Origin of the sequence: Pseudomonas marginalis, assembly GCF_001645105.1 — a bacterium.
GTDB classification, from domain to species: Bacteria; Pseudomonadota; Gammaproteobacteria; order Pseudomonadales; family Pseudomonadaceae; genus Aquipseudomonas; species Aquipseudomonas petroselini.
This window is the reverse complement of the sequence record NZ_LKEG01000029.1, coordinates 1-14,026: the sequence shown is the minus strand read 5'-3', so window position 1 is coordinate 14,026 and position 14,026 is coordinate 1. Positions and strand designations below refer to the sequence as shown.

The 14,026-nt window shown below is 62.1% G+C and carries 11 protein-coding genes and 1 pseudogene; 3 read left to right on the top strand and 9 right to left on the bottom strand.

Annotated elements, in window-relative coordinates; genetic code table 11:
- Window positions 1-162: 162 nt before the first annotated feature.
- The gene (locus AO064_RS07910; protein WP_012723601.1) at window positions 163-930 is read right to left on the bottom strand and encodes an SDR family NAD(P)-dependent oxidoreductase; all 768 of its coding nucleotides are present in this window, start codon (window positions 928-930) and stop codon (window positions 163-165) included.
- A 138-nt stretch (window positions 931-1,068) separates the two neighbouring features.
- Here AO064_RS07910 and AO064_RS07905 point away from each other — a divergent pair, with 138 nt between their 5' ends.
- On the top strand, window positions 1,069-2,217 hold the full coding sequence (locus tag AO064_RS07905) for an aldose epimerase family protein (RefSeq protein ID WP_012723600.1): 1,149 nt from the start codon (window positions 1,069-1,071) through the stop codon (window positions 2,215-2,217).
- Window positions 2,218-2,270: 53 nt separating this feature from the next.
- On the opposite strand, the gene araH is transcribed toward AO064_RS07905, so the two are convergent.
- The 7 genes and pseudogenes from araH to AO064_RS07870 all read right to left on the bottom strand — a co-directional run bounded on the left by araH (window position 2,271) and on the right by AO064_RS07870 (window position 10,713).
- Window positions 2,271-3,239: an L-arabinose ABC transporter permease AraH gene (araH, locus tag AO064_RS07900; RefSeq protein WP_064052942.1), complete on the bottom strand. Its 969-nt coding sequence runs from the start codon at window positions 3,237-3,239 to the stop codon at window positions 2,271-2,273.
- A 9-nt stretch (window positions 3,240-3,248) separates the two neighbouring features.
- Window positions 3,249-4,777, bottom strand: a pseudogene (araG, locus tag AO064_RS07895) (L-arabinose ABC transporter ATP-binding protein AraG).
- Between the two features lie 57 nt (window positions 4,778-4,834).
- Window positions 4,835-5,839: a substrate-binding domain-containing protein gene (locus AO064_RS07890; RefSeq protein WP_012723597.1), complete on the bottom strand. Its 1,005-nt coding sequence runs from the start codon at window positions 5,837-5,839 to the stop codon at window positions 4,835-4,837.
- A gap of 74 nt (window positions 5,840-5,913) precedes the next feature.
- A complete protein-coding gene (locus tag AO064_RS07885; RefSeq protein ID WP_064052941.1) occupies window positions 5,914-6,777 on the bottom strand; it encodes an SMP-30/gluconolactonase/LRE family protein in 864 nt (287 codons plus the stop codon).
- A gap of 16 nt (window positions 6,778-6,793) precedes the next feature.
- On the bottom strand, window positions 6,794-8,374 hold the full coding sequence (locus AO064_RS07880) for an aldehyde dehydrogenase (NADP(+)) (protein WP_064052940.1): 1,581 nt from the start codon (window positions 8,372-8,374) through the stop codon (window positions 6,794-6,796).
- A gap of 11 nt (window positions 8,375-8,385) precedes the next feature.
- A complete protein-coding gene (araD1, locus tag AO064_RS07875; RefSeq protein ID WP_064052939.1) occupies window positions 8,386-9,375 on the bottom strand; it encodes an AraD1 family protein in 990 nt (329 codons plus the stop codon).
- Between the two features lie 15 nt (window positions 9,376-9,390).
- The gene (locus AO064_RS07870; protein WP_012723593.1) at window positions 9,391-10,713 is read right to left on the bottom strand and encodes an MFS transporter; all 1,323 of its coding nucleotides are present in this window, start codon (window positions 10,711-10,713) and stop codon (window positions 9,391-9,393) included.
- Window positions 10,714-10,906: 193 nt separating this feature from the next.
- On the opposite strand from AO064_RS07870, the gene AO064_RS07865 reads away from it, so the two are divergent.
- Both AO064_RS07865 and AO064_RS07860 read left to right on the top strand, forming a co-directional pair.
- Window positions 10,907-12,643 carry an IlvD/Edd family dehydratase gene (locus tag AO064_RS07865; RefSeq protein WP_012723592.1) on the top strand — a complete coding sequence of 579 codons (1,737 nt, stop codon included), beginning with the start codon at window positions 10,907-10,909 and terminating at the stop codon, window positions 12,641-12,643.
- Window positions 12,644-12,691: 48 nt separating this feature from the next.
- A complete protein-coding gene (locus AO064_RS07860) occupies window positions 12,692-13,414 on the top strand; it encodes a FadR/GntR family transcriptional regulator (protein ID WP_064052938.1) in 723 nt (240 codons plus the stop codon).
- Window positions 13,415-13,723: 309 nt separating this feature from the next.
- Here the strand turns inward: AO064_RS07860 and AO064_RS30095 are convergent, their stop codons facing one another.
- Window positions 13,724-13,864, bottom strand: coding sequence for a TonB-dependent receptor (locus tag AO064_RS30095; RefSeq protein ID WP_236381101.1), 141 nt, complete (start codon window positions 13,862-13,864; stop codon window positions 13,724-13,726).
- Window positions 13,865-14,026: the final 162 nt, after the last annotated feature.

The window sequence follows — 14,026 nt, the reverse complement described above, 5'->3', positions numbered from 1 at the left end:
GGTCGCGAAGCGGCCCCAGCTCTTTGTTTCAAAAGACTGGGACTGCTGCGCAGTCCAGCGGGAGCAAGCTCCCTCGCCACGGGGTACTTTTCGCTCTTGCTGCTTCTTAACTGACTGGCATTAGGGCAAGCCCCCTCCCACATTCGGCCTGTCCAGCCCGGCTCAGACCCAGCCGCCATCCACAATAAAGTTCTGCGCCGAACACATCGCCGAGGCGTCAGAGGCGAGAAACAACGCCATATTGGCGATGTGCTCCGGCAGCACACTGCCCGGCAGGCACTGGCTGCGGCTGATCAGTTCCTTGGCCGCATCATCGACCCACATCGCCAGTTGTTTCTCGGTCATCACCCAACCCGGCACCAGCGTGTTCACACGGATGCGGCTCGGCCCCAGTTCCCGGGCCAGGGCGCGGGTCATGCCGTGGGCGGCGGCTTTGCTGGCGGCGTACACCGGGTAGCCGGCGGAGGCCATCATCCAGCCGACCGAGCCGAGGTTGATGATCGCCCCGCCGCCCGCGCCTTTCATCATCGGCACCACGGCCTTGGCGGCCAGGAAGGCGTGCTTGAGGTTGACGGAGATCAGCCGGTCGAACATCTCCGAGTCGACTTCTTCCAGGGTGTGGCGCACGTCATTGGCGGCGTTGTTCACCAGCACGGTGATCGGCCCCAGGGAGTGTTCGAAACGCCCGATGGCCGCCTTGTAGGCGATTTCATCGGTGATGTCGCAGTTCACGAACTCTACGGTGTGCCCGCGCGAACTGAGCAGCGCCGCCAGGCGTTCGCCCTGGCTTTGCGCGCGGTCCACAAACCCGACTTTGGCGCCTTGCGCAGCGAAGGCGCGCACCATGAATTCGCCAATGCCCGAGGCGCCTCCGGAAATCAGGACGGTCTTGCCTTCAAGGTCGGGGTAAACGGCGTGTTGAGTGCTCATAGAACAGGTGCCTCGCTCAATTAGTCTTATTTTATTTTGCAAATACGGCGTTAAAGGCTATAAATTCGCTGTCTTATCGACAAAATATCGCACATTAGTAGAACTATTCCACTCAAAACAACAAAAGGAAGTTCGATCATGAAGCACCCTCGATACCTGCTCTCGGGCCTGGCCATGTCCTTGCTGATCGCCAGTGGCGGCGCCCAGGCTGCAGGGCTCACCAGCGAACACAAACCGTTTGGTAAAACCAACGACGGCACCGCCGTCGAACAGTACATCTTGCGCAACAGCCACGGCATGCAAGCCACGGTGATCACCTACGGCGGTGTGCTGCAGTCACTGAAAGTGCCGGATAAAAACGGCAAGGTCGACGACGTGGTACTCGGCTTCGACGACGTGCAGGGCTACCAGGCTGGCACCGCGTTTTTCGGCGCGACCATCGGGCGTTTCGGCAATCGCCTCGCGGGCGGTGCCTTTGAGCTCGACGGCAAGCGCTACCAGGTGCCACTCAACGACGGCCCCAACTCGCTGCACGGCGGCGCACAAGGCTTCGACAAGCATGTCTGGAAGGCCTCGCCCGTCAAATCCAAGGACTCGGTCGGCGTCACCCTCACCTACCTGTCCAAGGACGGTGAAATGGGCTTCCCCGGCAACCTGAAAACCGAAGTCACCTACCGCCTCAACGATAAAAACGAACTGCACATCGACTACAAGGCCACCACCGACAAACCCACGGTGCTCAACCTCACCAACCACAGCTACTTCAACCTCGCCGGCGCGGGGAATGGCGACATTCTCAAGCAGGTCGCCACCTTGCATGCCAGCCATTACACCCCGGTGAATGCCACCTTGATTCCGACCGGCGAACTGGCCCCCGTCAAGGGCACGCCGATGGACTTCCTCAAACCGACGCCGATCGGCCAGCACATCAAGGAGGATCATCCGCAGCTCAAATTTGCCGAGCCGAAACAAGGCGGGTTTGACTTCAACTGGGCGCTGGACACCAAAGGCGACGTCAAGCAATTGGCCGCCGAGGTGCATGATCCTGAGTCAGGTCGGCGCTTGCAGCTGTACACCAGCGAGCCTGGGGTGCAGTTCTATACCAGTAACTTCCTCGACGGTTCGGTGAAGGGCAAGGCTGGGAAGACCTACCTGCACTGGAGTGGTTTCACCTTGGAGACCCAGCACTTTCCGGATGCGCCGAACCAACCGACATTTGCCTCCACCCGCCTGAACCCAGGGCAAACCTACACCCAGAGCACCGTCTTCAAATTCTCCGCAAACTAAACATGTGGGAGGGGGTAAGCCCCCTCCCACATTTAATCCTCACATGGCATGACTCAGCGTTGTTTCATGCGGTCGATGACCACGGCCAGCAGCAGGATCGAGCCACGGATCACGTACTGGTAGAAGGTGTCGATGTTCTTCAGGTTCATCGCATTCTCGATGATCGCCAAAATCAACACCCCGGCGATCACATGACGGATCATCCCGACCCCACCGCTCAACGACACCCCGCCCAGCACGCAAGCCGAGATCACGGTCAGTTCAAAACCCTGCCCGATCATCGGCTGGCCCGAGGTCATGCGTGACGCCAGGATCACCCCGGCCAATGCGCCGATCACACCGTGTACGGCAAAGATCAGGATCTTGGTACGGTCGACGTTCACCCCCGCGAGCAACGCCGCTTCCGGGTTGCCGCCGATGGCCATGGTGTTGCGCCCGTAGGTGGTGTAGTTGAGCAACCAGCCGAAAAACATGAAGCACAGGATCGTGATGATGATCGGCACCGGCACGCCCAGCAGTTGGCCGTTGCCGAAGATAAAGAACTGATCCTGGGACACCCCCACCGCCTTGCCGTTGGCAAAGATGTACGCCAGGCCGCGCACGATCTGCATGGTCGCCAAGGTGGTGATCAACGCGTTGACCCGCAGCTTGGCGATCACGATGCCGTTGATCAGCCCCACGACCAGGCCCATCAGCAGCGCGGCGCCGATGCCCAGCATGACGCTGTCGGTATCGCGCATCACAATCGCCGCGACCACCCCGGCGCAGGCAATCACCGAGCCCACCGACAAGTCGAAGTGCCCCGACGCCAGGCAGAACAGCATGGTGCAGGCGGCAATGCCCACGGTGGAAATCGCCAGGCCCAGCCCGCGCATGTTCAGCGGGGAGAGGAAGTTGTCGATGAGCAAGGCGCAGAGCAAAAAGATACTCACCGCCGCCAGCAGCATGGCCCAGTTGTCCAGCAGTGCACGCACGTCCAGGGGTTTGCGCGCGGTCGGCAGCGCATTGTTTTGGATTGTCATGATCGTCTCTCAGTTCGCCAGGCTACGCGGCAAAGCCAGCTGCAGCAGGTTGGATTCAGTGGCGTGTTCGCGGGTTTGTTCGCCGCGCATCGCGCCTTCGCACAGCACCAGGATGCGGTCGGAGATACCCATCACTTCCATCAGGTCGCTGGACACTACGATGACCGCAATGCCTTGGGCCGCGAGGTTATGGATGATCTGGTAGATCTCGGCCTTGGCGCCGATATCGATGCCACGCGTGGGTTCGTCCAGCAGCAGGACTTTCATCGGCATCGACAGCCAGCGTCCCAGGATCGCCTTCTGCTGATTGCCGCCGGACAGGTACATGATTTTCTGCGCCGCATTCGGCGTTTTGACTTTCATCGCTTGGATCTGCTGGTCGGCGTTGCGTTTTTCCCAGCCGTCGCGCAACAGCCAGCCAAACGCCGAATGGGCGCCGCGCGCGCTGATATTGATGTTCTCCGCCACGCTGGACAGCGGAATGATGCCCTCCTTCTTGCGGTCTTCCGGGCACAGCAGCACACCGGCGGCGATGGCATCGCGCGGTGAGCGCAGTTGCAAGGCTTGCCCGCAGAGTTCCAGCTGACCGGCGCTGGCACGTTCCAGGCCGCTGAGCAGGCGGAACAACTCGGTACGTCCGGCGCCCACCAGCCCGAACAGGCCGAGGATCTCGCCTTTGCGCACATTGAAACTGATCGGCTCACGCAGCCCTGGGCCAAGCAAACCGTCGACCTTGAGCGCCACTTCGCCCTGTTCACGCGGACGGTAGTCGTAGATGTCCTGGATATCGCGGCCGACCATGCAGGTGACCAACTGGTCGTGGGTCAGCGCACTCATGTCATCGAAGGTGCGCACATAGCGGCCGTCCTTGAACACCGTCACGGCGTTGCAGATGCGGAACACCTCTTCCATGCGGTGGGATACATAAAGCACCACTTTGCCCTCGTCGCGCAGGCGCGTGATGATCGCCATCAGGCGGTCGATCTCGCGCGCCGAGAGGCTGCTGGTGGGTTCGTCGAACGCGATCACATGGGCACCACGGGACAACGCCTTGGCGATTTCCACCAGTTGACGCTGGCCCAGGGACAGGCGGCCGAGCTTTTCCTGCGGGTCGATTTCATCGGCCAGGCCTTTAAGGCAGGCCAGTGCCTGCTGGCGCAACAGGCTGCGATTGACCACACCGAAACGCGACGGCNAAATGCCCGAGGAACAGGTTCTCGNGCCACGGTCATTTCCGGCACCAGGTGCAGTTCCTGGTGGATCACCGCCACGCCGCTGGCAATGCTGTCGGCGGCGTTTTTGAAAGCCATGGTCTGCTCGCCGATCTGCAGCGTGCCACTGCTGGGGATGTAGGCGCCGCCGAGGATTTTCAGCAGCGTCGACTTGCCCGCGCCGTTTTCGCCCATCAAGGCGTGCACTTGCCCTGGGTAGGCGGTGAAGCTGATGCCATCCAGCGCCTTGACCCCAGGAAAGGTTTTGCCGATGCCGTTGAAGCTCAACTGGGCAGCGGCGTTGTGTGTCTGTAATTGCGCGTGCATAACCACCTCGTCACACCAAACCGGCGGCCCCGTTTTGGGGGCCGCCACGCCAAACACTCAGTTCCACAACCCGATCTTGGTCAGTTCTTCCTTGAAGTTCTCGCGGGTGATCAGGGTCACTTCGTCCATGGCGGTGTACTTCGGTGGCTCGGTGCCTTTGGTGACCCACTCGTACATCATCAGCGCCGTGTTGTAGCCCTCGATATGCGGGCTAGGCAGCATCGAGCCGAAGAAGCCGCTGTTGGGTTTTTTCAGTTCGCCGATGGCATCGGTGCCATTGATGCCGATACCGATCACGTTGGCGGCTTTGAAGCCGGCGCTTTCGGTGGCGCGCACGCCGCCGAGTACGGTGTTGTCGTTCATGCCGCCGATGATCAGGTTTTTCGCGCCGCTGGGCAGCTTGACCAGGGCCGAGTTGGTGGCGTCCATGCTGCCCGGTACATCCAGGGTCTTGGCGGCGGTGAACAGGATGTGATCCTTGGGAATGCCGGCTTCTTCCAGGGACTTGACCGAGCCGTCGGTGCGTTTCTTGCCGGTGTCGAGTTCGTTGAAGGTGTTGATCACGGCGTAGGTGTCTTTCCAGTCCCAGCCACGTTTTTTCGCTTCAGCCGCCATGGCCGCGCCCTGCTTCTGGCCCACTTCGAAGGCGGCCATGCCCAGGTACGGCACGTCTTCCATAAAGGCGCCCTTGGCGTCGACAAAGCGGTCGTCCACGGCGATGACTTTCAGCCCATTGGCTTTGGCCTTGGCGACGATGGCCGGGCCGAGGGACACGTCCGGCGGGCAGATCACAAAACCCTTGGCGCCGTTGGCCGCCAGGCTGTCGATGGCCGAGAGGGTTTTCTCGCCATCGGGCACGGCGATCTTGATCACGGTGAAGCCATGTTCCTTGCCGGCTTTTTCGGCAAACGCCCACTCGGTCTGGAACCACGGCTCTTCAGCCTGCTTGACCAGAAAACCGATCTTCACTTCTTCAGCGGCCAGCAACAGCCCGCTCAGGCTCATGGCCGAGACCGCCACAGCGGCGCAGCACAGGGAACGGATACCACGACGACGATTCATACGGGTGACTCCTTGTTGTTGTTTTTAGGTAGAACTCTAGAAGCGGGCTGGCAAGGACCCCACTCCCATTAGGGTTATCCGGCAAAGCGGTGACAGGGTTTGCCTGGCACGTCGACCTCGATGGCCAATACCGCACCATCCAGGGGGTGATCCAATGGGCTGGCAGCGCTGGTGATATACAGGGTGGTGAGGTTGGGGCCACCGAATACGCAACTGGTGGGACGGCTGACGGGCAGTTCGATGATGCGGTCCACCTCTCCTGCGGGCGTGAGGCGCAGCAGGCAACTGCCGTCCCAGCGCGCGTTCCAGAGGTAGCCTTCAACGTCCATCGCCGAGCCGTCCGGCCCACCGCGCTCGTGTGGACCAAACCACGTTTGCGCCGGACCGAGCTGGCCGTCCGCGTGGATCGCATGCCGGTACAGCGTGCCATCCAGGCTGTCGCCGAAATGCACCTGGCGGCCGTCATCACTCCACAGCAAGGTGTTGGGAATGCCCAGCCCGCTCAGCAACGGCGTCACCTGTGCATCGGCATCGATGCGAAACAGGCCGCCGGAACGTCGGGTGATCGGCACGTCTTCACCGTGTTCGCCGATGTTGTTCTGCATGGTGCCCAGCCACAGCCGGCCCTGGGCATCGCAGCGCGCTTCATTGCCACGGTTGCCCGTGTGCGGGTCGGCCACGCACAGCAAGGTCAGGGCCTCGGTGGCCAGGTCCAGCCGGTACACGCCGCTGCTCAAGGTCACCAACGCATCGCCGCTTTCACACGGGATAAAGGCCGAGACATGCTCGGGCAACTGCCAGATCTGCAACTGCCCGCCCATCAGGCGCAGCGCCTGTTTGCCGGCAATGTTGACCCAATACAGGGCCTGGGTGGGCACGTCCCAGAACGGGCCCTCCCCCAGTTGCGCGCGGTGCGCGGTGACGGCGGTACACGACATGACGCCTCCTGGTTTTTTACAGCGAATCGCGCGATGGCGTGCCATCCACCAGCCGCTGGATCCGCAACGGGTTAGCGTTTTTCAACGCGTCGGGCAGCAGGCTGTCCGGGTAGTTCTGGAAGCACACCGGGCGCAGGAAACGGTCGATGGCCAGGGTGCCCACCGAAGTGCCACGGGCATCCGACGTCGCCGGGTACGGCCCGCCGTGAACCATCGAATCGCAGACTTCCACACCGGTCGGGTAACCGTTGAGCAGGATGCGCCCGACTTTCTGTTCGAGCAGCGGCGTGAGTTCGGCGAACTGCTGAAAGTCGCCCGGCTCGCCAATGATCGTGGCGGTGAGTTGGCCGTGCAGGCCATGCAAGGCAGCGCTGAGTTGCGCCTGGTCAGCCACTTCGACAAACACCGTGGTGGGGCCGAAGACTTCTTCCTGCAGCACGTCATCGCCGTCGATCAACAAGCCCACATCCGCCTTGAACAGCTGCGGCTGCGCCTGGTTGCCTGCCTGGGCATTGCCCGCCAGGTGCTGGATGCCGGGGTGCGCCAGGAGTTTTTCCAGGCCTTTGCCGTAGCTGCTCAGGGTGCCGGCATTGAGCATGGTCTGCGCCGGTTGCTCGCCGATCAGTTGCGCCACCTGTTGGGTGAACGCGGTGAAGGCTGGCGAAGCAATCCCGATCACCAAGCCAGGGTTGGTGCAGAACTGGCCGCAGCCTTGCACCACCGAGGCGGTGAGGTCGCGGGCAACGGTGTCGGCCCTGGCCTGCAACGCCTGGGGCAATACGATCACCGGGTTGATGCTCGACATCTCGGCAAACACCGGGATCGGTTGCGGGCGCGCCGCGGCCATATCGCACAACGCACGACCGCCCTTGAGCGAACCGGTAAAGCCGACCGCCTGGATCGCCGGGTGCTTGACCAGCGCTTCACCGACGCCACCGCCGAAGATCATATTGAATACGCCGGCCGGCATCTCGGTGGCCTCGGCGGCACGGATGATCGCATTGGCGACCTGTTCCGCCGTGGCCATGTGGCCGCTGTGAGCCTTGAACACGACCGGGCAACCCGCGGCCAGCGCTGCGGCGGTGTCGCCGCCCGCCGTCGAAAATGCCAGGGGGAAATTGCTCGCGCCAAACACCGCGACCGGGCCCAGGCCGATGCGGTATTGGCGCAGGTCCGGACGTGGCAGCGGTTGGCGATCAGGCAACGCTTTGTCGATGCGCGCGCCGTAGAAATCACCGCGACGCAACACGGTGGCAAACAGGCGCATCTGGCCGCTGGTACGCCCGCGCTCGCCCTTGATACGCGCGGCCGGCAATGCGGTTTCGCGGCAGACCAGTTCAATGAAGTTATCGCTCAGGGCATCCAGTTCGTCTGCGATCGCGTCCAGAAACTGCGCGCGACGCGCCGCACTCAAGGCGCGGTACGCGGGATAGGCCTGCGCGGCGGCCTTGGCGGCGGCGTCGACTTCCTGCGGGGTGGCCTGGTAGAAGTCCTGGGGCAAGGCTTCGCCGGTGGCTGCGTCGACGCTTTGCAGCTTGACGCTGCCGTTGGCGCTGCGCTGGCCACCGATGTAGTTGTGGCCGAGGAACTGGGTCATGGGGGTCTCCTTTAAAGGGTGATGACGTTACCGGGTTCAAAGGCCGCATCGGCACTGCCGACACGGTTGACCAGCGGCGCGCCGAACTCGGCTTGGCTGATCTCGAACACATCGCCCGGTTGGGTACGTATACCGTCGGCGAATGACAGCGTGGCGGTGCCGAAGAAATGAATATGCACATCGCCGGGCTTGAGGAACTGACGGTATTTGAAGTGGTGGTATTCGAGGTTTTCCAGGCTGTGGCACATATTGGCCTCGCCACTGAGGAATTCGTTCCGCCAGATTTCCTCGCCGTTACGCAGGATACGGCTGGTGCCGGCCAGATGTTGGGGCAATTCGCCCACGCGCAGCTCGGGACCGTAGCTGCAGCTGCGCAGTTTAGAGTGGGCCAGGTACAGGTAGTTCTTGCGCTCCATGATGTGGTCGGAGAATTCGTTGCCTACCGCAAAGCCCAGGCGATAGGGCTTGCTGTCCGGGCCGATGACGTAAAGGCCGCCAATTTCCGGCTCTTCACCGGCGTCTTCGGCAAACGGCGGCACCGGGAAGGCTTCGCCAGGGCGCACGACGATACTGCCATCGCCCTTGTAGAACCACTCCGGCTGCACACCGGCTTGGCCGGCCGCAGGCTTGCCGCCCTCGACGCCCCATTTGAAGATGCGCATGGTGTCGGTCAGTGCGGTGTCGTCACCGGCTTGGTGCATTTTGTCGCGTGCCGAGGCACTGCCCAAGTGAGTCAGGCCGGTGCCGCTGATCAGCATATGGGCCGGGTCCGGGTGATCCAGCGGCGGCAGGACTTTCAGGTCGGCCAGCAGTGCGGCGTAGTCATGGCTGTCGCCCAGGCCGAGGGTATCGACCTGCTGCTGCAACTTGATACCGGCCTCGATGGCGGCCAGGGCCAGTTCGCGTACGCTGCGCGCCGTGTTCACTTCGCGCAATGTGCTGCCTTCCACCACGCCGACGCGGCGCTCACCGTTGTGCAATTCGAACTGAACTAAACGCATGAAACTTCTCCCAGATTAAGTACGTGTGGCGCCACGGGCGCTGGCGGCGAACTGGTCGGCAGGCAATACGTGCTTGCGCTCAAGCACACGGTAGACCACGAAGGTCAGCAGCAGCCCGAACACCATCACCCCGGACAGGAAGTACAAGCCCGAAGCCAGGTTGCCGGTGTATTCCTTGAGCGCGCCGATCACGAACGGGCCAATGTAGCCGCCGAGGTTGCCCACCGAGTTGATCAAGGCAATGCCCGCCGCCGCACTGGCGCCGGCAAAGAAGCGCCCCGGCAGGGTCCAGAACACCGCCGTGCAGGAAAACATCGCGAACGCCGCCAGGCACAGCGCCGCCATTTGCAGCACCGGCACACTCAGCCAGGCACTGAAGAACAGGCCGATGGCACCGAGCACATAGAGCACGGCGAGGTGGCCGTAGCGGTCATTCAATCGGTCGGAACTGCGCGGGATGATCAGCAGGCCGATGATGCCGAAGATATAGGGCACGGCCGAGATAAAGCCGGTGGTGAGGTCGCTGCCGCCGAATTGCTTGATCAGGGTCGGCAGCCACAGGCCCAGGCCGTAGATGCTCAGGGTCACCGGCAGGTAGAACAGCGCCAACAGCAGCACGCGCTTGTCTTTCAGGGCATGCAGCGGGTTGCCGTGACGGGTCTGGCCGTAGGCTTGCAGGTCTTTAGCCAGTTCGCCGGTGAGCCAAGCCTTTTCGTCATCGCTCATCCAGTTGACCTGCTTGGGGCCGTCCGGCAAGTAGCGCAGCACCGGCCAGGTCAGCAGGATCGCCGGGGTGCCGATGACGATGAACAGCCACTGCCAGCCGTGCAGGCCAAGGATGCCGTCCATGCCCAGCAAACCGCCGGACACCGGGCCGGTGATCATCATCGCGATGGGTTGCGACAGGATGAACAGCCCGAGGATCTTGCCGCGATGACGCACCGGGAACCACTGGGTGATGTAGTACAGGACGCCCGGAAAGAACCCCGCCTCCGCCGCGCCGAGCAGAAAGCGCATCACGTAGAAGCTGTGCGGGCCCTGTACAAAGGCCATGCCGATGGTGATGGCGCCCCAGGTGATCATGATCCGCGCAAACCAGCGCCGCGCGCCGAAGCGGTCGAGCATCAGGTTGCTGGGGATCTCGAACAGGAAGTAGCCAATGAAGAACAACCCCGCGCCCAGGCCGTAGGCGGCGTCACCGATACCCACGTCAGCGCCCATGTGCAATTTGGCGAAGCCCACGGCGGAGCGGTCCACGTAGGCGATCAGGTACAGCAGGATCAGGAAGGGAATCAGTTTCAGCGTGATGCGCCGAATAAGCCGCAGTTCCTGGCTCATGGGGGTCGATCTCCGATTGTTGTTTTTATAGAAGCTCGGGGGACGCCTCTCGCGAAAATCCGCCAGGGTCATACCTCAGTTGAGACCGACTATATAGTAGGACTATTTGCAAAACAACTCTTCCAAAGCATCGATTTTGCGCTTATGTTTAAGCACGCATAGAACATATAGTCATACAATAAGAGAATCGATCATGTCTGATAAAAAGCCCGGCCTACGCTCCGCCCAGTGGTTTGGTACCGCCGACAAAAACGGTTTCATGTACCGCAGCTGGATGAAGAACCAGGGCATTGCCGACCATCAGTTCCATGGCAAGCCGATCATCGGTATCTGCAACACCTGGTCGGAGCTGACCCCGTGCAACGCGCATTTCCGCCAGATCGCCGAGCACGTCAAGCGTGGCGTGATCGAGGCCGGTGGCTTCCCGGTTGAGTTCCCGGTGTTCTCCAATGGCGAATCCAACCTGCGCCCCACTGCGATGCTCACGCGCAACCTGGCGAGCATGGACGTGGAAGAAGCCATTCGCGGCAACCCGATTGACGGTGTGGTGCTGCTGACCGGCTGCGACAAGACCACCCCCGCCCTGCTGATGGGCGCCGCCAGTTGCGACGTACCGGCCATCGTCGTGACCGGTGGGCCGATGCTCAACGGCAAGCACAAGGGCCAGGACATCGGTTCCGGCACCGTGGTGTGGCAATTAAGTGAACAGGTCAAGGCCGGCACCATCACCCTGGACGACTTCCTCGCGGCCGAGGGCGGCATGTCGCGTTCGGCGGGCACCTGCAACACCATGGGCACCGCGTCGACCATGGCCTGCATGGCTGAGGCATTGGGCACCTCCCTGCCCCACAACGCGGCGATCCCGGCGGTGGATGCACGGCGTTATGTGCTGGCGCATATGTCCGGCATGCGTGCGGTAGAGATGGTGCGCGAAGACTTGAAACTGTCGAAGATCCTCACCAAAGAAGCGTTTGAAAACGCGATCCGCGTGAATGCGGCCATCGGCGGCTCGACCAACGCCGTGATTCACTTGAAAGCCATCGCCGGGCGCATCGGCGTCGAACTGGACCTGGACGACTGGACCCGGATCGGCCGTGGCATGCCGACCATCGTCGACCTGCAACCGTCAGGGCGTTTCCTGATGGAAGAGTTCTACTATGCCGGCGGCCTGCCCGCCGTGCTGCGTCGCCTCGGTGAAGCCAACCTGATCCCGCACCCGAATGCCCTGACCGTCAACGGCAAATCCTTGGGCGAGAACACCAAGGACTCGCCAATCTACGGCCAGGACGAAGTGATCCGCACCCTCGACAATCCGATCCGCGCCGACGGCGGCATTTGCGTGTTGCGCGGTAACCTCGCCCCGTTGGGCGCGGTGCTCAAGCCGTCCGCCGCCAGCGCGGAGCTGATGCAGCATCGTGGCCGCGCGGTGGTGTTCGAGAATTTCGACATGTATAAGGCGCGCATCAACGACCCGGAGCTGGACGTGGACGCCAACTCGATCCTGGTGATGAAAAACTGCGGGCCCAAGGGCTACCCAGGCATGGCCGAAGTCGGCAACATGGGCTTGCCGGCCAAGCTGCTGGCCCAGGGCGTAACGGATATGGTGCGAATTTCCGATGCGCGCATGAGCGGCACCGCCTACGGCACGGTGGTGTTGCACGTGGCGCCCGAAGCCGCTGCCGGCGGGCCGTTGGCCACGGTGAAGGAAGGTGATTGGATCGAACTGGACTGCGCCAACGGCCGCCTGCACCTGGACATCCCCGACGCAGAGCTGGCGGCGCGCATGGCCGACCTGAAACCGCCACAAAACCTGATCGTCGGCGGCTATCGCCAGCTGTATATCGACCATGTGCTGCAGGCCGACCAGGGCTGTGACTTTGACTTCCTGGTAGGGTGCCGTGGGGCCGAAGTCCCCCGGCATTCCCACTAATTGGGATGCTATGATGCCGCGAATTTAAGTCAGAGCCTCCCTGTCGTTATGGATCACCAGCCGTCCAAGCCGCGCAAGAGCCAGCATGCCCAGATCGTTCAGGACTTGGGCATGCACATCGTTTCCGGTCGCTTCAAGCCTGAAGAGCGGCTGCCCATGGAGGCCACGCTCTGCGAGGAGTACAAGGTCAGCCGTTCGGTGCTGCGTGAAGCCACGCGGGTGCTCAGCGCCAAGGGCCTGGTGTATTCCAAGCCTCGGGTGGGCGCGGTGGTGCGGCCACGGTTGAAATGGCACCTGCTCGACCCGGACGTGTTGTCCTGGTTGATGCAGTCCACGCCCCACAGTGAGTTCTTCAATACCTTGGCGGGTGTGCGGCGCATCCTCGAACCGGAAATCGCCGCCATGGCCGCGACTACCGCCACCGATGAAGACATCGCCACCATCGAACAGGCCTACCGGGGCATGGAAACCGCGAAGACTCACGAAGACCTGTTGCAGGCCGACCTGGATTTTCACCGCGCGATTGCCGATGCCACCCGCAACGACCTGCTCGCTTATATGTGCAACATGCTGTCGTTGCCGTTGCGCGAGTCGATCAACATCACCAACCGCCGCCCGGATATCCAGGGTTTGAGCCTGCCCCGGCACAAGGCAATCCTCACCGCGATCCAGAACCGTGACGCCCTCGGGGCACGGCATGCGTCGCTGGTGCAGCTGGATGACACGCGGGTGGCGTTGGATACGGTGATGAACGTGCTCACGCCGCTCTGACTCCAAGGCATACCCAGGACCCCATGTGGGAGGGGGCTTGCTCCCGATGGCAGTAGACCGGTCAATGNTTGACTGATCCACCGCTATCGGGAGCAAGCCCCCTCCCACATTGAAGCGGTGTACGCCGTTACAGCGTGTAGGCGTAGACGTTACCGAACGCGCCTTCTTCATACTCGCGATTGAAGAGGTTCTTCATNCCCAATGTGGGAGGGGGCTTGCTCCCGATGGCAATAGACCGGTCAATGTTGCGTTGACTGATCCACCGCTATCGGGAGCAAGCCCCCTCCCACATTGAAGCGGTGTACGCCGTTAGAGCGTGTAGGCGTAGACGTTGCCGAACGCGCCTTCTTCATACTCGCGATTGAACAAGTTCTTCACGTCGAGGTTCAGGCGCACTTTGTCGTTGACCTTGTAGTAGCTGAGCAAGTCCACCACGGTGTAGGCGTCCATCGAGAACGCGGTGTTGGACGTCTACCCGGAACCCCATGTGGGAGGGGGCTTGCTCCCGATGGCAGTAGACCGGTCAATATTGCGTTGACTGATCCACCGCTATCGGGAGCAAGCCCCCTCCCACATTGAAGCGGTGTACGCCGTTACAGCGTGTAGGCGTAG